This window comes from Nocardioides sp. BP30 (genome assembly GCF_029873215.1).
GTDB lineage: Bacteria > Actinomycetota > Actinomycetes > Propionibacteriales > Nocardioidaceae > Nocardioides.
In genome coordinates, this window is sequence record NZ_CP123620.1 from 2,546,551 (window position 1) to 2,563,309 (window position 16,759).

Consider the following 16,759-nt stretch of genomic DNA (forward strand, 5'->3'; position numbering starts at 1 on the left):
GGTCGCGACCAGCCTCAGTGGACCGTGATCTTGGTCTTCTTGGCCTTCGACGCCTGGTAGTAGAGCGCGCCGAGGTACTTCGTCACGATCGTGTAGTGGCCGGTCTTGAGGTGCGGCAGCGTGACATAGGCGACGCCCTGCTTGAGGGTCTTCTTCGTCTTGAACTTGCCGATCGACACCGTGACGTAGCCGTCGACCACCCAGCCCGGGGAGGCGACCTTCACCTTCGCGCTCACCCGCTGACCGCGCTTGAACTTCTTCGGGACCTTGATCGTCGTCGTGGTCTTGGACTTGGGCGCCGGCTGCATCGTGACGGCGTTGGTGGTGAGCGTCGTCGGGAGACCGAGCACGCTGTACTGGGCCAGGTAGCCGGTCATCGTCAGCTGGGCCTGGACGGCTCGGGAGCCGTCCTCCCGGACGGTGCGGTAGTCGGTTCCGGTCGCGCCCGCAATGGGGACGCTGCCGCGCATCCACTGCTGGGTGACGCTGGCGGTGTAGTTGGGGCCGCCGCCGCCGGCGACGTTCATCGCCGCGGTCAGGGAGGCAGGGATGTGCACCGACAGGCGCGAGCCGACGGCATTGGCACCGCTGATGCTCGGCACGGTGACGTGCATGACGTACACCGTCGGCTCACCGGCGGTCACCGTGAGCGCAGTGGCGGGGTCGAAGGACAGTCCCGCGACGCCACAGGGCGAGATGCCCACGCAGTGGAAGCCGGAGAATGTCGTGAGGGTCAAGACACCGTAGTCGCCCGCCGCGAGCGCGAAGCTCTGGCTGGCCGACGCGCTCGGCGAAGCGCTGCTGTCCGCAGGGAGGCCGTCGTCGCCGAGCACCTCCATCAGCGCCGGTGTGGGGTGGTTGTACTGGTCGACGACCTTGACCGTGAGCGTGCCGGTGTCGTCGGCGTGCGCTGCGGGCGCTGCCACGAGGAACGAGGAGAGAACGAGGGCCGACGCGGCGGTGAGCGCGCCGAGGAGGGAGCGAGGTCGCGGCAAGGCAGGATCCTTCCGGGTGGGGGGAGTCCCGAGAGACGGGCCGGGGAGCCCAGCGACGAGCGTCGCACAACGTCGAGATCGCGCGCAGGCGTTCAGTGCGATTGCGCCTGCCGTTTCAGCTCAGCCCACGAGCCGCGCTGCCGAAGGGTGGCACCACTAGGCGTGTCCTCCCGCGTCCTGGCCCACGCCGAGTAGTCGGCGAACGAGCCTGTCGCGCCCTCGGTCGACAGGTAGGTGGCGACGACGGCGACCAGGTCCTCCTCCGACCAGCGCCGGCTCGTCGAGCGGGTGGCGTTGGCGCGGAGCCCGGCGGCCTCGCACGCCGCCCGCCACGACCCGAACCGCCGGATCAGCAGCGCCGGCGAGGCGGCGATGTCGCGGCCGCGCTGCCAGGCGTCGTACGCGCCGTTGGTCAACGGCTCACCCAGCTCGGCGGCCGCGGCCCGCAGGCCGTCGATCAGCTGGCCGTCGGAGAAGTCGGGGGTGCGCACGTCAGCACCGTAGAGGATCGTCGGCTCACCGACGAGGGAGGCAGCCGCACCGGCACCGCCGTGCTCAGCCCACCAGCGCCCGCGAGACCAGGAACCGGTCCACCTCGATCCGGATCGCCACCCGCTCCGGATTGGGGCGCGGCGTGCGGTACCGACCGGCATAGCACTGCTCCGCCCGTCGTACGGCGTCGCCGTCGCTGTGCACCAGCGCCCTCCCTTCGAGGGTGGACCAGCGGGCGCCGTCGACCTGACACGCGGCGACGGGCGACCCGTCGGGAGCCGCCGCTATCCGCCGGGCCTTGTGCGATGCGCGCGAGGTGATCACCCAGGCGCAGCGCTGCTCGTGGTCCAGGGCCACACCGACGGGGACGACGTGCGGTCGCCCGTCGGGCCGCACCGTGGTGAGGGAGCACAGGTGCCGCTCGGTCCAGAACTCGAGCAGGTCGGCGGGGAAGGCGTCCCAGCCGGGCGTCCACGTGGTCATGGGGCCATCATCGCCGAGGCGACCAACGCGCCGAGCTGGGTGCCGATGCACACGCTCGCGAACGTCGCGCCGGCGGTGGCGAGCGCCGCTGTGCTCGTCGAGGAGATCGCCACCAGGCCGACGGTCCCGGGCACCAGCAGCAGGAAGGCCGGCTGGAAGGTGACGGTCGCCGGGACCGCGTCGCGGAGCCGCTCGACCGCCCGGGCGACCACCAGCAGCAGCCCGGCCGCGATGCCGGACGCGACGACGCTGGTGGTGAGGACGGAGGCGAGGGTGACCACGGCGTAGGTGCCGAGCATGACGACCACGCCGAGTCCGGCGAGCCGCCGGCCCGCCCCGAAAGCGACGCTGACGCCCAACGCCAGCAGCACCACGCCCAGGACCGAGAGCCACTCCGGCGGCACCGAGGACCAGGCCGACCAGGCCGACCCGTGATGTTCGCTGCCGGGGATGTCGCCCACCAGTCCCGCCGAGGTGGGATCGAGGTGCAGCCCGGTCAGCGAGGCGCCGGCCGCGATGCCGGCCGCCATGAACGCCAGCGCGATGGCGCCGTACATCAGCCGGGCCGCACCGGCGACGATGTCGGTCGAGGTGAGTTCGAGCAGAGCGTTGGTGATCAGGGCGCCCGGCACCAGGACGGCGAAGGGTGCGCACACCGCCGCGAGTGGGACGGTCCCGATGTCGAAGAGGTCGGCGAGCGTCCCCACCGCCGAGGCGGCGAGGAACGCCGTCACGAACGGCATCACCGAGGCCGCCGGACGCCTCCGCTCCGAGACGGCGACGGCGGCACCGATCAACGCACCGAGCACCAGGGCGGCACCCTCGGCCCACCAGGGACAGCGGAACAGCGTGGCGAGCCCGGTGGCGATCAGGGCGCTTCCCACGGTGGTCGCCGCGACCGGGTGTCGGCGTACCTGGGCACGGATCGCGTCGATGCGTTCGGGGACCTCGGCCAGCCCCACGCTGCCCCGGGCGATGCCGCGGGAGAGCCGGCTGGCCTGCGCCGACTGCCGGAAGGTCAGAGCACCCTCGGCGCTGGCCATGCGGGTCTCTCCTGTCCGGTCGTCGCTGACCATCACCGTCTGGGGCAGCACCGAGAAGGTCAGGTCCAGCTCGGGCGTCGCGGTGGCGCATGCCGCCTCCAGACCGTCACGTACGTCGGAGACCGACATCCCCGCGTCCAACAGCAGCGCGCCGATGCGGCCGTACGTCGACTCGGGGACGGGACCGGGGGCGGGAACCGCGCGGGCGAGGCTCGTCTGCACGGTGTCATGGTCCCACCCGTGCCGTCTCCAGCCCCCATCCGTGCATGCTGATCCCGGCCGCGGCGATCACCGGTTTCCGGGGAAGCGCCGTCCCCGTAGTGCGGCCAGAGTGCACGCCATGACTGCTTCCCACACCGCGCGCCGGCGGTCGGGCCGACCCGTCGCCGTCGCCCTCCCGGCGCTCACCCTGGCGCTGTCGTCGGCCCTGGCCCTCGCCGCCTGCGGTGGCGACTCGGCCACCGACCGCGCGTGCGCGGCCCGCGACGACCTGTCGACGTCGGTGCAGAAGGTCATCACCGACCTGCGGAAGGGCAACGTCGGCGATGCCCGGGACCAGCTGGGCGACGTGCGCGCGAAGGTCTCGGCCCTCGGTGACGCGGTCGGAGACCTGAGCGCTCAGGAGCGCGACCGGCTGCAACCGCAGGTCACCGACCTCCAGGACCAGCTCAAGGCGCTGCCCGACGCCGGCAGCCTGGCCGAGCTGCGCACCGCGATCGGCAGGCTCAACACGAGCGCGTCGACCCTGCTCTCGGATCTGGGTACCGACCTGACGTGCTCTTGACTCGCGTTCGCCAGGCCGCCGGTGCGGTGATCTTCGACCGGGTGGCCGGACCCGACGGCCCCACCCGGCGCGACCGGATCCACGGCCGCCCCGGACCCCGACTGGCGGAGCCGGGTACGCCGATCTGGCGGGTGCACAGCGACGCGGCCGTGTTCATCGGCGGCCTGCGCGCGCTGCTGCTCCAGGCGCTGCACCCGGCTGCGATGCGGGCGGTCTCCGAGCACAGCGGCTACCGCGGCGACATGCTGGGCCGGCTGGCACGGACCAGCACCTTCCTGGCAACCACCACCTTCGGCCACGTCGAGGACGCCGAGGAGGCGATCGAGGTGGTGCGTCGGATCCATCGCCGGGTGCGCGGCACCATGCCGGACGGCACGCCGTACCGGGCCGACGACCCGCACCTGCTGGAGTGGGTGCACGTCGCGGAGATCGACAGCTTCCTGACGGCCCACCAGACCTACGGCGCCCGGCCGCTCGATGCCGCCGAGCGCGACGAGTACGTCGCCCAGACCGCCGAGGTGGCGCGGCGTCTCGGCGTCCTCGATCCGCCCCTGACCGAACGCGACCTCAAGGAGCGGCTGGAGGCCTTCCGTCCGGAGCTCCGCTCCACGCCCGAGGCCCGCGAGGCCGTGAGCTTCCTGCTGCTCAGGCCTCCGCTCGGCCTGGCGGAGCGGGTGCCGTACACGGTGCTCGCGGTGGCGGCGATCGGACTGATGCCTCGCTGGGCCAGGTGGCCGCTGCGCCTACCGTGGCTGCCGGTCACCGAGCGCACGGTCGTGCGCGCGCTGGGGACCGTGGCCACCAGCACGATCCGATGGGCGATGACGCCGCAGCGCCCACCGACGCCACCGAAGCCACAGTCGCGACCGAGCCCACCTCCACCGTCAGCGGCGGGGGAGTGAGCCTCAGAGGCCCAGCAGACGCGCCAGGGCGCGCCGGGCCTCCTCGGAGCGACGGGCCTGTGCGGCCAGTCCCGCGGCGAGCGTCTGCGACCACTCCTCGACAGTGGTCTCCCGACGTGAGATCACCACGCCGCCGACCTCGGTGACGATCCGGGCGCGGGGCGCTCGGCCGCGCACCGGCTCGAGCTCGAGCGTCACCTCGTCCAGGTGCGCCCGGATCCGCGTCACCGTGCCCGGCCGGCCGGCGAGCCGGTCACCGACGGAGCGGCTCCGGTCGACCTCGACCGCTCCCGGCGGTAGGGCATCACCGAGGGTTCCGGTCAGCACGGTGGCGTAGGCCTCGAGATCGCGGACATCGGCGCGGAGCGCGGCGGCGACCATGGCGATGTCGAGGTCGCCTGCGCGGGGATCGTCGGGGGAATCGGACACCTGCCGATCCTCTCAGTCGGTCAGCGGCAGGACCAGCGTGGGCTTGGCGATGATGTGGTCCTCCCGCAACGCCCGTACGGCGGTGCCGATCGCGAAGAACTCCGTGGTGTGGCCGCCCCAGCGGTGCGGCAGGCTGAGGAGCTGCACGCCGACGATCCCTTCGGCGTGAAGTCGCTCGGCCTCGTTCTGCATCCGGCCCATGGCCAGCTCGCGGGCGTCGTACAGGGCCTCGGTGAACTGCGGGATCTCCACGTTCGCTCCGGCGTTGCCCAGCGCCTGCCAGAACTTCTGGTGGCCGATGTGGTAGACGCAGGTGCCCATCGTCATCCCAAGCGGCGCGTACCCGGCCTGCAGCAGCGTCCAGAAGTCCTGGCCGGAGAGGTCGGAGGTGAACGGCTGGCCGAGGTCGTTGCGCCAGGAGTGGTTCGGTGGCGCCAACGGGTGATCCGGGTCGGCCTTGACCGCGGTGCCGACGGCGATGAACTCCGCGATGTTCTCGCCGAACTCCTTGAACTCGATCTCCAGCCGGACGCCGACGATGCCGTCGGCGCCCAACGCGTCCGCCTCGGCCTCCATCCGCGTCATCGCCAGCTCGCGAGCGTGGTACATCGCCTCCGAGAGCGTGGTCAGCTCCTGGTTCTTGCCCCAGCGGCTGAGCTGGAGCCCGACGTGGTAGATGCTCGAGCCGAGCACCAGGCCGAGGGGACGGAAGCCCGCCTCGCGGACGAGCAGGAACTCGTTGACGCTGAGGTCGGAGGTGAACAACCCCCGGTGCTCGCCCTCGCGCATGGCGTTGAGGCGGTTGATCGCGTCCTGGGGGATGGTGGTGTCGTCGAGCGTCATCGACGGGTCTCCTTGGGTCGGCCGAGCGGCAGGATGCTGAGGCTCGAGGTGGGATCGGCGGGGGCACGCCGGAAGGACGTGGCCGCCGTACCGACGAACCGGGCGCGGGCGTAGTGGTCGGTGTGGTTGTCCGACACCTCGCGCTCCCAGACGTGCAGGTCCAGGTCGGAGACGAGGACCGCCTCTCCGCCGTGGTTGCGGGCACGCCGCTCGAACTGCGTTCGGGCGTCGTGCCGCACGGTCTGGACGAGGTCGGTGTAGCCGTCGATCTCGGTATTGGCCTGCCAGCGCCAGCGCTGCTGCTGGGTCCGGTAGTCGTCGTGTCGAACGGCCGCGGCGATGCCGACGGCGATGCCCGTGGGGACCCAGCCGGCGTGCAACAGCTTGGCGACGTCGGCGCCGGCCAGCTCGGTGGTGAACGGGACACTCGCGCGGCCGGGACCATGCCCGCGCACCGCGGTCCCGAGCGCGACGAACTCCAGGTTGTCCGAGCCGAGGTGGTGATCGCTCAGCCGGATGCCGACGACGCCGTCGGCCCCGAGGAGGCGAGCCTCCTCCAACAGCCGACGCAACGCCGTGTCCCATCCGCGGTAGAGCGCTTCGACGTACGGGCTCAGCCCCGCCCAGCGACTCCGCGTCCCCGAGGTGACGGTACGCGAGGTGTTCCAGCCGTAGGCCATGTCACAGCCGAAGCCCTGCCAGCCCACCTGCTCGACGATGCAGCCCATCACCTCGCCGACCGGTGCGAAGCCGACCTCGGCCAGGGCTGCCGCGTCGGGGACGCTCAGCAGCGAGGTCGCCACCTGGGCGTCGGCTGCGCGGGCGAGTCGCTCGCGGGCGGCGGGCGGCAGCCCGATGCCGTTCCAGGGCTGCGGTTCCTCATCGGGCACGGGCCCATCGTGCCGCACGGATCAGGCGTCGTCCGGAATCATCGCGGGAAGGGGCGTGTTGCAGCCCGGCGTGACCAGCACTCTCTTCGAGCCCCTGTCCGTCGGCGCGATCACGCTGCCCAACCGCGTGCTGATGGCGCCCCTGACCCGGATGCGCGCGACCGACCCCGGCGACGTGCCGAACCCGTTGATGGCGCAGTACTACCGCCAGCGCGCGGGAGCGGGCCTGATCGTCACCGAGGGCACCCAGATCTCGCCGATCGGCAAGGGCAACATGGACACCCCTGGCATCTACAGCGACGAGCAGGTCGAGGGATGGCGGCAGATCACCGATGCGGTGCACGCCGAGGGCGGCCGGATCGCCGCGCAGTTGTGGCACGTGGGCCGGGTGTCGCACCCCGACCTGATCGGCGGCGAGCTGCCGGTCTCGGCCTCGGCCAACAGCTACCGCAGCCGGGCGACCCTGAAGGGCCCGGACGGGCTGCCGCAGCGCGCCGACTCCCCGACGCCGCGGCCGCTGAGCGCCGAGGAGATCGCCGCGACGCTGGAGGACTACGCCCGCGCGACCCGCAACGCGCGCGAGGCCGGGTTCGACCTGGTCGAGATCCACGGCGCCCACGGCTACCTGATCCACCAGTTCCTCGGCCGCGGCAGCAACCACCGCGACGACGAGTACGGAGGCTCGCAGGAGAACCGCGCCCGGTTCGCCCTCGAGGTCGTCGACACGGTGGTGGGCGCCTGGTCCGCCGACCGCACCGGCATCCGGATCTCCCCGCAGGGCTCGTTCAACGGCCTGGAGGAGGACGACCTTCCGATGGCGATCCACCTGGCCGGCGAGCTCTCCCGTCGCAAGGTGGCGTTCCTGCACCTCTCCGAGCCCGACTGGGCCGGCGGACCCGCGTTGCAGGACGACTTCCGCAAGGAGCTGCGGGCGGCGTACGACGGAGCGATCTTCGGCGCGGGTGCCTACACGATCGAGAAGGCCGAGCGCCTGGTCGGCCTCGACCTGATCGACGCGGTGGCGTTCGGCAGGCCGTTCATCGCCAACCCGGACCTGCCGGAGCGGCTGCGGCTGGGCGCCGAGCTGAACGCGCCGGTTCCGGCGACGTTCTACGGCGGCGACGCCGAGGGCTATACCGACTACCCGACCCTGACCGCCTGAGCATGGCCGTGCCGCTCCGGGTAACGGAGGGGCATGGAGACACCACGCACCGTCGGGGTCGAGGAGGAGCTGCTCCTCATCGACCCGGAGACCCGCACGATCAGCCCTCGGTCCACCCAGGTCATCCGGGCCAACGAGGACCGTTCCGGCGCGGCCCCACGAGCGGCCAGCGACGAGCTCGATCAGGAGCTGTTCCTGCACCAGGTCGAGACCCGCACCGACCCGTCTGACTCGTTGGCCGAGATCGAGCGCCAGCTCGTGGCCGGGAGGCGCACGGCCGGTACCGCGGCGGAGGCCTCCGGGCTGGCGGTGGTGGCGTCGGGGATCGTGCCGATCGGCGGTGCCGACCCGCAGGTCTCGCCGAACGATCGCTACCGGGACATGGTCGCGACGTTCGGCGAGACCGCTCGGACGGGCCAGACCTGCGGCTGCCACGTGCACGTCGCGATCGCCTCTCCCGAGGAGGGGGTCGGCGTGATCGACCGGATCACGCCGTGGCTGCAGGTCCTGGTCGCGATCGCCGCGAACTCGCCGTACTTCGAGGGCCGCGACACCAACTACGCCTCGTGGCGCAGCCAGGCGTGGACGCGCTGGCCGAGTGCGGGTCCGACCGAGGCCTTCGGGTCGGTCGAGGGCTACGAGGAGACCTCCCGTCTGCTCAAGATGACCGGCGCCGCCCGTGACGACGGCATGCTCTACTACGACGCCCGGCTGTCGAAGGGACAGCCGACCGTCGAGGTGCGCGTGCTCGACGTATGCACCGACCTGGCTGACACGGTGCTCTGCGCAGCGCTGGTGCGCGGTCTGGTGGAGACGGCGGCTGACGCGTGGGCGGCGGGGGAGCCGCTGGAGCGCTGGCGGGCGGAGATCCTGCGTGCGAGCAGTTGGCGAGCGGCGCACGTCGGCCTGGCCGACTCCCTGGTGCATCCCGGTCTGCGGGAGCTGCGGCCGGCGCGTGAGGTGGTGGGCGCCCTGGTGGAGCACGTCCGGCCGGCGCTGGAGGCGGCCGGCGACCTGGACCTCGTCAGGGCGGGGGTGGAGCGTGTGCTGCAGGCGGGTGGCGCGACCCGACAGCGGGCGGCGTACGAGCGCAGTGGCAGCGTCGAGGGTGTCGTGGACGACCTGATCACGCGTACGGACAGCACATGGCGGTGACGGCTCGCGCCGCCACCGCCATGGCTGGATGTATCGAGAGGAGGATCCTCGCGATCACCAATAGTGTGCGCGGGGACCGACCTGCCGGCCGGCAGAGCCCAGGATCCACAGCACAGCCCCGACGACGATCAAGATGATCCCGATGGTCCACAGGACCGGCACGCTGAGTACCGCTCCGAGGATCAGCAGGATCAGGCCGAGAATGATCATGGCGACTCCTTCCGACGGGCCCGCGGTCGCAGGCCGATCAGGCCCGGTACCCCCGGGGGCTTCTTCGGGAAACCTGCCGGAGGGCGGGGGAGCGTGTCACAGGCTCGTGCACGCTGCGGAGACCGCCGTCACTCAGTGACGCGTCGAGTGCGACAAGGTGACGGGTCGCGGGTCTCAGCGGCGACCGGAGCTGAACGACGCGGCACTGTGCGGCCGGCCGCCGCCGGTGGCAGCACCGGTGCCGGCACCGTTGCCACCGCCATTGCCACTGCCGCCGCCGCGACCGCCGCGACGACGACCGCCACCCGATCCGGCCGGCTTCGTACCGGACGCGGCTGCCGCAGGCTTGGCGCCCTGCTTGGCGCCGTTGCCGGAGCCGCCCTTCGACGAGCCCTGCCCACGCTGGGCGGGTGCCGTACCGTCGGCCGCCTGGCGCTTGCGGGCGCGGCTGCCCGGACGGCTCTTCCGGCTGCCGGCACCCTCACCGGCGGGACGGCGCTCGGGCTGCACGACGACCGGCTCGAACGCGCCTGGACGGCTGCGCTCGCCGGGGGCGAGCTGGACCAGGATGGGGTGCGCGACGCTGTCCACCCGCGTGGTCTGCGGCTTGATGCCGGCGGCCTTGGTGAGGTCGCGCACGTCCTTGACCTGGTCGCTGGTCATCAGCGTGACGACCGTGCCCTCGTTGCCGGCCCGGGCCGTGCGCCCGGAGCGGTGCAGGTAGGCCTTGTGCTCCGACGGCGGGTCGGCGTGCACCACCAGCGCCACATCGTCCACGTGGATGCCGCGGGCGGCGATGTCGGTGGCCACCAGCGCGGTGGCCTCGCCGCTGTGGAACGCGTCCATGTTGCGGGTACGCGCGTTCTGCGACAGGTTGCCGTGCAGGTCCACAGCCGGCACGCCGTTGCGGTTGAGCTGCCGCGCTAGCGCCTTGGCGCCGTGCTTGGTGCGGGTGAACACGACCGTGCGGCCGGGAGCACTGGCCAGGTCGGTGAGGATGGCGACGCGCTGGTCGCGCTCGATGTGCAGGACGTGGTGCGACATGGTCGCGACCGGCGACTGCGCGGAGTCGGCCTGGTGGGTGACCGGGTTGGCGAGGAACTGCTTCACCAACGCGTCGATGGCCTTGTCCAGCGTGGCGGAGAAGAGCAGTCGCTGGCTGCCCTTCGGCGTCGCCGCGAGAAGCCGGCGCACGCCCGGGAGGAAGCCGAGGTCGGCCATGTGGTCGGCCTCGTCGAGCACGGTGATCTCGATGTCGGCCAGCGTGCAGTGCTTCTGACCGATCAGGTCCTCGAGGCGGCCCGGGCAGGCGATCACGATGTCGACGCCGCGGTGGAGGGCGTCGACCTGCGGCTTCTGACCGACGCCGCCGAAGACGGTCCGGGTGGTCAGACCGGCGGCCTTGGCCAGCGGCGCGGCGGCGGCCTCGATCTGGCTGACCAGCTCGCGGGTGGGAGCCAGGATCAGCGCGCGCGGCGCCCGCGGCCGAGGCGTACGGCGCTCCGCGGCGAGCCGGGCGATGACCGGCAGCAGGAAGGCGTAGGTCTTGCCGGATCCGGTCCGGCCGCGGCCGAGCACGTCGCGTCCGGCCAGGGAGTCGGGCAGCGTTGCTGCCTGGATGGGTGTCGGGGTGGTGATGCCCTGTCGGTCAAGCACGTCGGACAGGGATGAGGGCAGGCCAAGACTGGCGAAGGAGGTCACGCAGAATCTCTCTGTTGGGCTTCTCGCCGAACAGCCGTGGTCCGAGGTCTCGGGCGGCTACGCACGGACGCCTACGAGAACGAGGCTTCGACGTGCGGACAACTCGCGGCGAGAGCACGAGTCGATGTCACCAGACTACCGGACCACCGCCGTATCGGCCGCATCCTGGCGCGCGGCACGGGCGCGACAGGACATGCCTGCGCGCGGCGCGGGTACCGGAGAGGCGTCGCAGCGGCCGGACGCCAGCTGGTCGCACCACCTCTCGGAGCAGCACATGGTGGCCCCCACCCGGATCGTGTTCATCCTCCCGCTCGCCGTTCTGTGTGCCGTCGTCGGCCTCCCGGCCCCGGCGGCACTCGCCGACGGCCTCGCGCCGGAACCCGACGCGGCCGCGCCCAATCCGGCGGCGCAGTGGACGCCGCCGCCCGAGCCGGCGCTGGTGCCCGTCCCCGCCACGACCTGCCCGGCACATCCCGCCGCAGGTACGGCGACCTGCCTGACCGAGGTGCACGGACACGTCGGCGACGCGACTGCCGCCGACGCCGGTCGCTCCGACGCGATCGGCTCCACGGGAACAGCGCAGACGCCGCTGCCCGACACCGCCGTCCCGCAGGCGGTGACGAAGACCGGGAGCTACACGCCCGCCGACCTTGCCAGCCTCTACCGCATCCCGGCGAACGTCACCAGCGGCGCGACGATCGGCATCGTCGACGTCGGCAGCGACCCGAACACCCAGGCACAGCTGAGCTACTACCGCTCCTACTTCGGCCTGCCGGCCTGTACGGCGGCCAGCGGCTGCTTCCGCGAGGTCGGGCAGAGCGGCAGCACCAAGCTGCCCGCCACCGACGCAGGATGGGTCGACGAGATCGCGATGGACACCCAGGCGGTCTCCGCCGTCTGCCCGAGCTGCCACATCCTGCTCGTCGACGCCTCCAGCGCGGACAGCGCCGACCTGGGTACGGCGGCGAAGACCGCCGTACGACTCGGGGCGACGTACCTGTCGCTGTCCTACGGCTCGCCGGACAGCAGCTTCGATGCGACGCTCAACCTGAGCTACTACAACAGCGTCGGGGTCACCTATGTCGCGGCCAGCGGGGACAGCGGGTACGCCGGTGGCACGATCTTCCCCTCGTCGGCCACCAACGTCGTCGCGGCCGGCGGCACGAGCGCCCGCCTGGTCGCCGGTACCTGGCGGCAGAGCGCCTGGTCCGACGCCGGCTCGGGCTGCGCGACGGCGGGCGTGCTCGGTGTGGTCACCCAGCTGGTCCAATCGATCCTCAGCGGCTCGGCCTGCCCGCGAGGCAGGGCGGTGACCGACGTGTCGGCGCTCGCCGACCCGAACACGGGGCTGCTGTTCTACCGAGGCGGGACGTGGTGGAGCGGTGGCGGCACGTCGCTGGCGGCTCCGATCGTCGCGTCGCTCTATGCCCTGGCGGGCAACCACACCGCGCCCCTGTCGGTCTACAGCAACGTCACCGACCGGCCGGGCTCGTTCGTCGACGTGACGTCCGGCCAGACCGGGAGCTGCGGCACGGTGCTGTGCCAGGCCGCCACCGGCTGGGACGGGCCCACCGGGGTCGGGACGCCGGCCGGTCTGGCGGGCCTCCAGGCCACGGGTGCCACACCCCTGCCGCTGGCCGCGCCGACGACGGCGAGCGGGCTCAGCCGGAGCGGTGCCGGCTATCCGGCGACGCTGAACTACCGACTCGTCGATGCGACGACCGGTGCCCCGGTCGCCGGCGCCACAGCGCTGGTGGAGGCCGACACCGGCAGCGGCTTCATCCTGCTCGCCACCCGGAGCACCGGTCCCGACGGCACGCTGAGCTACAGCGCGCGGCCGCACGGCCCGACGTCCTACCGGGTCGTCTACGGCGGGGACACGGCGCACGGCGCCAGCACCTCGCCGACGGTCCGGGTGTCCTCCTTCGCCGTCCACCTCACCGCGCGGGCGGCGGGCCGGCGGCTGCGCGCGAGCGCCACAGCGCCGTGGCGGGCCGCAGCGACGCAGGTGCCGCTGGTCGTCGCGCGCCGCACGGCCGGCGGCTGGCACACCGTCGCACACGCTCGGACCAACGCCCACGGAAAGGCGACGATCCGGGTGCACCGACCGGGTGTCTACCGGGTCAGCTTCGGCGGTGGCAGCTGGCGTGCGGGGCACACCGGGTCGATCCGCTTGCGCTGAGGTCTGCGCTGAGGTCACACGACCGCGACGCGGTTCCGTGCGTGCGCTCGGTCGCAGGGGCGGTCAGGCGAGCCGGGTGAGCTGCACGTCCACGAACATGTTGGAGGTGCCGGCACCGGTGTAGATGCCGCTGAGCGGACGGACGTCGACGTAGTCGCGGCCGGTGGCGACGGTGACGTGCCGCTCGCCGGGTGTGGTGTCGTTCGTCGGGTCGAAGGCCTGCCAGCCCTGGTCCCACCATTCGATCCAGGCGTGCGACTCGCCGTGCACCACCTCCCCGACCGCCGCATCCACCCGCGGCAGGAGGTAGCCCGACACGTAGCGGCACGGTACGCCGACGCTGCGCAGCGCGCCCGCCACCAGGTGGGCCATGTCCTGGCAGACGCCGCTGCGCTGGTCCCACGCCGTGCTCGCCTCGGCGAGCACGTCGGTCGACCCCGGCAGATACTCGACCTCGGCATGGATGAGGCGACACACCTCCCGGGCCACCTCACCCGGGGCGGCACCCGCGTCCACCAGCGCGTGCACCGGCGCGAGCAGGTCGGCCGGGGGTCTGACCCGGTCGGAGACGGTGAGGAACTCGACCAGATCGTCGACGAGCCGGCCCGATCGAACCTCGTCCCACGAGGCGTGGGCGACCGGCTCGGGGCGGGACGCGGTGCGCACGGTGGAGGTCGCCGTGACCGTCAGCGCCCGGTGCGGATCGAGCACCTCGAAGGCGGTCACCGCCGTACCCCAGTAGTCGCGGTAGCTGTGCGCCCACGGCTGCGGCGTGACGTCGACGCGCGAGTGACCCACCGTCTGGGTGCTGTCGGTCTGCGGCGTCATCCGGGCCTCGTTGTACGACGCTCGCACGAGGCCGTCGTACTCGAAGCCGGTCACGTGCACGATCCTCAGGTCCATCGCATGCTTCCTATCGGGTCCCTTGCCAGGCGAGCGCCTCCGAGCCGGAGAAGAACCGACGGGTGATCGCGTCGGTCACCGTCGCGCAGGCACGCTGGAAGTGGTCCATCGCCGCGGGCAGGTCGGCGACGAGCTCCTCGATCGGCCGGTACTCCAGCTCGGCCCGGGTGCGACCCAGCAGGCGGTGGGCGTCGTTCTCCACGCCGGTGCGCGAGGCCGACTCCAGGCTGGCCAGGCAGCGCTCGGCCCGCGTGATGGCGAAGACCACCGAGCCGGGGAAGAGCCGGTCCAGGAGGAGGAACTCCACCACCTCCAGCTCGGTCTCCAGGCCTCGTCGCGACCGGAGGAAGGCCTCGTGCGCCCCGCAGGCCCGCAGGGCGGTGGTCCAGGCGTGGCCGGGGGAGAGCGCGGCACTGGCGAGCAGCCGTGCCGTCATGTCCGCCCGCTCCAAGGAGCGCCCCAGCATGAGGAACTGCCAGCCCTCGTCGCGCGACATCGTGGTCTCCGCGGTGCCGTTGATCAGGGCGGTCTGGTCGCGCACCCAGCGCAGACCGCGGGTGGGGCCCATCGCCCGGAACGCACCCGAGGGGATCGCCCGGTAGGTGGTGTTGATCGCCACCCACAGTGGCTCGGAGAGGGTCTCGCGAGCGCGCCGTGCACTCTCGCGGGCAGCCTGCAGGCTGGCGGCGATGGACTCCGGCGAGGTGCGGTCGTAGGCGAGCAGGTCCAGGAGCCGGCGCGCGTCCAGGACGCCGTCCTTGGGCGGCTCGGCTCCCATGATGGACAGCACCGCCCGGCACGTGGCCGGCACGACGACGGCAGGGTCCTCCAGCATCAGCTGGGTCTGCACGTCGAGGATCCGGGCCGTGTCGTCGGCCCGCTCGACGTACCGGCCGATCCAGAACAGGGACTCGGCGATCCGGCTCAGCATGCCGCCTCCCTGCCGCTCGCGGCCCGAGCCTGCTGCTGCTGCTCCTCCTGCGCGGTGAGGTCGCGCAGGGCCGGCCCGGTGACCTGCGGGGAGGCTGCGATCGGAGCCGGCGCGGGCGGTGGTGGCGCGGACTCCGGCGTGACCGCGTCGGGCCCGGCGAGGACCCAGGTGTCCTTCGAACCGCCGCCGCGCGAGGAGTTCACGATGAGCTCGCCCTCCGGCAGCGCCACGCGGGTCAGACCGCCGGGCAGCACCCAGACCCGGTCACCGTCGTTGATGGCGAACGGTCGCAGGTCGACGTGGCGCGGTCGCATCGCCCCGTCGGCGTACGTCGGGACCGTGGACAGCTGCACGACCGGCTGGGCGATCCAGGCGCGCGGCCGGTCGAGCACCGCCTGCCGGAGCCGGTCGAGCTCGGCGGCGGAGGCGGCCGGACCGATCACGATGCCCTTGCCGCCGGAGCCGTCGACCGGCTTGAGCACCAGCTCGGAGAGGCGGTCGAGCACCTCGACGCGGGCTTCGGGATCCGCCAGCCGCCAGGTGTCCACGTTGGGCAGCACCGGCTCCTCGGCGAGGTAGTAGCGGATCAGGTCCGGCACGTAGGTGTAGAGCAGCTTGTCGTCGGCGATGCCGTTGCCGATGGCGTTGGCGAGCGTCACGTTGCCGGCGCGAGCCGCGTTGACCAGCCCCGGGCAGCCGAGCATGGAGTCGGCACGGAACTGCACCGGATCCAAGAACTCGTCGTCGACCCGCCGGTAGATCACGTGCACGGGCTCGAGCCCGCGGGTGGTGCGCATCATCACCCGCCCGCGGCGGCATTCGAGGTCGCGGCCCTCGACCAGCTCCACACCCATCGTGCGGGCCAGCAGGGCATGCTCGAAGTAGGCGCCGTTGAACACCCCCGGGGTCAGCACGACCACGGTGGGGTCGGACACCCCGGCGGGAGCGGCGGCCCGCAACGCGGCCAGGAGCCGCTGCGGGTAGTCGGCCACCTGCCGGATGCGGTGCTCGGACATCGCCTCGGGCAGGGCCGCGCCGATCGCCCGCCGGTTGGTCATGACGTAGGACACCCCCGAGGGCACCCGGACGTTGTCCTCCAGCACCCGGAACCGTCCGTCCGCGTCCCGGATGAGGTCCACGCCGGCGACGTGGCAGCGCACGCCGTTGGCCGGGAGGATGCTGGCCGCCTCGCGGTGGAAGGCGCCGGAGGAGACGATGGTGGTCCGCGGGACCACCCCGTCGGCGAAGACGCGGCCGGCGTCGTACGCGTCGGCGAGGAACGCCTCGAGGGCGCGCACCCGCTGCTGGACGCCTGCATCGATGGTCGACCAGACGTCGTGGGTGATGACCCTGGGCACGATGTCGATCGGGAAGGCGCGCTCCTCACCGCCGATGTCGAAGGTGACGCCCTGATCCAGGTAGGAGGTGGCCAGCGCGTCGATCCGGGCCCGGAGATCGACCCCGTCGAGCGAGTCCAGCGACTTGCGCAGGGCCTCGTACTCCGGCCGCACCGGGCCGTCCGAGTCGTGCATCTCGTCGTACGCGCTGCCAGCGGCTGTCGTGATCCACTCCACCCCCGGTTCCATGGCGCGACGTTAGGACGGGCGTGTCACGCGCAGGTTTCGCCGTGGTGAAGGATCACGTGCACGAGCCG

General features: G+C 72.5%; 17 protein-coding genes. 5 read left to right on the top strand and 12 right to left on the bottom strand.

The features are described from left to right. Positions 1-14: 14 nt before the first annotated feature. The 4 genes from P5P86_RS12085 to P5P86_RS12100 all read right to left on the bottom strand — a co-directional run bounded on the left by P5P86_RS12085 (position 15) and on the right by P5P86_RS12100 (position 3,235). A complete protein-coding gene (locus tag P5P86_RS12085; RefSeq protein ID WP_280607685.1) occupies positions 15-995 on the bottom strand; it encodes an Ig-like domain repeat protein in 981 nt (326 codons plus the stop codon). Between the two features lie 92 nt (positions 996-1,087). Then, complete coding sequence (locus P5P86_RS12090) at positions 1,088-1,486, bottom strand: homing endonuclease associated repeat-containing protein (RefSeq protein ID WP_280607686.1); 399 nt, start codon at positions 1,484-1,486, stop codon at positions 1,088-1,090. Positions 1,487-1,550: 64 nt separating this feature from the next. Further along, positions 1,551-1,970 carry a pyridoxamine 5'-phosphate oxidase family protein gene (locus P5P86_RS12095; protein WP_280607687.1) on the bottom strand — a complete coding sequence of 140 codons (420 nt, stop codon included), beginning with the start codon at positions 1,968-1,970 and terminating at the stop codon, positions 1,551-1,553. Further along, on the bottom strand, positions 1,967-3,235 hold the full coding sequence (locus P5P86_RS12100; protein WP_280607688.1) for a threonine/serine exporter family protein: 1,269 nt from the start codon (positions 3,233-3,235) through the stop codon (positions 1,967-1,969). Before P5P86_RS12100 ends, P5P86_RS12095 begins: the two co-directional genes overlap by 4 nt. 118 nt (positions 3,236-3,353) lie before the next feature. Here P5P86_RS12100 and P5P86_RS12105 point away from each other — a divergent pair, with 118 nt between their 5' ends. Further along, the gene (locus P5P86_RS12105; protein WP_280607689.1) at positions 3,354-3,797 is read left to right on the top strand and encodes a hypothetical protein; all 444 of its coding nucleotides are present in this window, start codon (positions 3,354-3,356) and stop codon (positions 3,795-3,797) included. Continuing rightward, positions 3,788-4,699, top strand: a complete 912-nt coding sequence (locus P5P86_RS12110) for an oxygenase MpaB family protein (protein ID WP_280607690.1) — start codon at positions 3,788-3,790, stop codon at positions 4,697-4,699. The genes P5P86_RS12105 and P5P86_RS12110 overlap by 10 nt, the downstream gene beginning before the upstream one ends. A gap of 3 nt (positions 4,700-4,702) precedes the next feature. On the opposite strand, the gene P5P86_RS12115 is transcribed toward P5P86_RS12110, so the two are convergent. The 3 genes from P5P86_RS12115 to P5P86_RS12125 are packed head-to-tail and all read right to left on the bottom strand — an operon-like array spanning position 4,703 to position 6,861. Continuing rightward, positions 4,703-5,128 carry a hypothetical protein gene (locus P5P86_RS12115; RefSeq protein ID WP_280607691.1) on the bottom strand — a complete coding sequence of 142 codons (426 nt, stop codon included), beginning with the start codon at positions 5,126-5,128 and terminating at the stop codon, positions 4,703-4,705. Between the two features lie 12 nt (positions 5,129-5,140). Next, positions 5,141-5,971: a heavy metal-binding domain-containing protein gene (locus tag P5P86_RS12120; protein WP_280607692.1), complete on the bottom strand. Its 831-nt coding sequence runs from the start codon at positions 5,969-5,971 to the stop codon at positions 5,141-5,143. After that, on the bottom strand, positions 5,968-6,861 hold the full coding sequence (locus P5P86_RS12125; RefSeq protein WP_280607693.1) for a heavy metal-binding domain-containing protein: 894 nt from the start codon (positions 6,859-6,861) through the stop codon (positions 5,968-5,970). Before P5P86_RS12125 ends, P5P86_RS12120 begins: the two co-directional genes overlap by 4 nt. 70 nt (positions 6,862-6,931) lie before the next feature. Between P5P86_RS12125 and nemA the strand changes: the two genes are divergently transcribed. Beyond that, positions 6,932-8,023, top strand: coding sequence for an N-ethylmaleimide reductase (nemA, locus tag P5P86_RS12130; protein ID WP_280607694.1), 1,092 nt, complete (start codon positions 6,932-6,934; stop codon positions 8,021-8,023). Between the two features lie 33 nt (positions 8,024-8,056). After that, positions 8,057-9,178, top strand: a complete 1,122-nt coding sequence (locus P5P86_RS12135; protein WP_280607695.1) for a carboxylate-amine ligase — start codon at positions 8,057-8,059, stop codon at positions 9,176-9,178. A gap of 54 nt (positions 9,179-9,232) precedes the next feature. Here P5P86_RS12135 and P5P86_RS12140 read toward each other — a convergent pair whose 3' ends face one another. After that, positions 9,233-9,388 carry a DUF6131 family protein gene (locus P5P86_RS12140; RefSeq protein ID WP_280607696.1) on the bottom strand — a complete coding sequence of 52 codons (156 nt, stop codon included), beginning with the start codon at positions 9,386-9,388 and terminating at the stop codon, positions 9,233-9,235. A 174-nt stretch (positions 9,389-9,562) separates the two neighbouring features. After that, the gene (locus P5P86_RS12145; RefSeq protein WP_280607697.1) at positions 9,563-11,044 is read right to left on the bottom strand and encodes a DEAD/DEAH box helicase; all 1,482 of its coding nucleotides are present in this window, start codon (positions 11,042-11,044) and stop codon (positions 9,563-9,565) included. Between the two features lie 319 nt (positions 11,045-11,363). Between P5P86_RS12145 and P5P86_RS12150 the strand changes: the two genes are divergently transcribed. After that, the gene (locus tag P5P86_RS12150) at positions 11,364-13,271 is read left to right on the top strand and encodes a S53 family peptidase (protein ID WP_280607698.1); all 1,908 of its coding nucleotides are present in this window, start codon (positions 11,364-11,366) and stop codon (positions 13,269-13,271) included. A 63-nt stretch (positions 13,272-13,334) separates the two neighbouring features. Here P5P86_RS12150 and P5P86_RS12155 read toward each other — a convergent pair whose 3' ends face one another. Genes P5P86_RS12155 through P5P86_RS12165 form a run of 3 tightly spaced genes read right to left on the bottom strand, consistent with a single transcriptional unit; the run spans position 13,335 to position 16,691 of the window. Continuing rightward, on the bottom strand, positions 13,335-14,174 hold the full coding sequence (locus P5P86_RS12155; RefSeq protein ID WP_280607699.1) for a transglutaminase family protein: 840 nt from the start codon (positions 14,172-14,174) through the stop codon (positions 13,335-13,337). A 10-nt stretch (positions 14,175-14,184) separates the two neighbouring features. Continuing rightward, on the bottom strand, positions 14,185-15,105 hold the full coding sequence (locus tag P5P86_RS12160) for an alpha-E domain-containing protein (protein WP_280607700.1): 921 nt from the start codon (positions 15,103-15,105) through the stop codon (positions 14,185-14,187). Next, positions 15,099-16,691, bottom strand: a complete 1,593-nt coding sequence (locus tag P5P86_RS12165) for a circularly permuted type 2 ATP-grasp protein (protein ID WP_280607701.1) — start codon at positions 16,689-16,691, stop codon at positions 15,099-15,101. The genes P5P86_RS12160 and P5P86_RS12165 overlap by 7 nt, the downstream gene beginning before the upstream one ends. Positions 16,692-16,759: the final 68 nt, after the last annotated feature.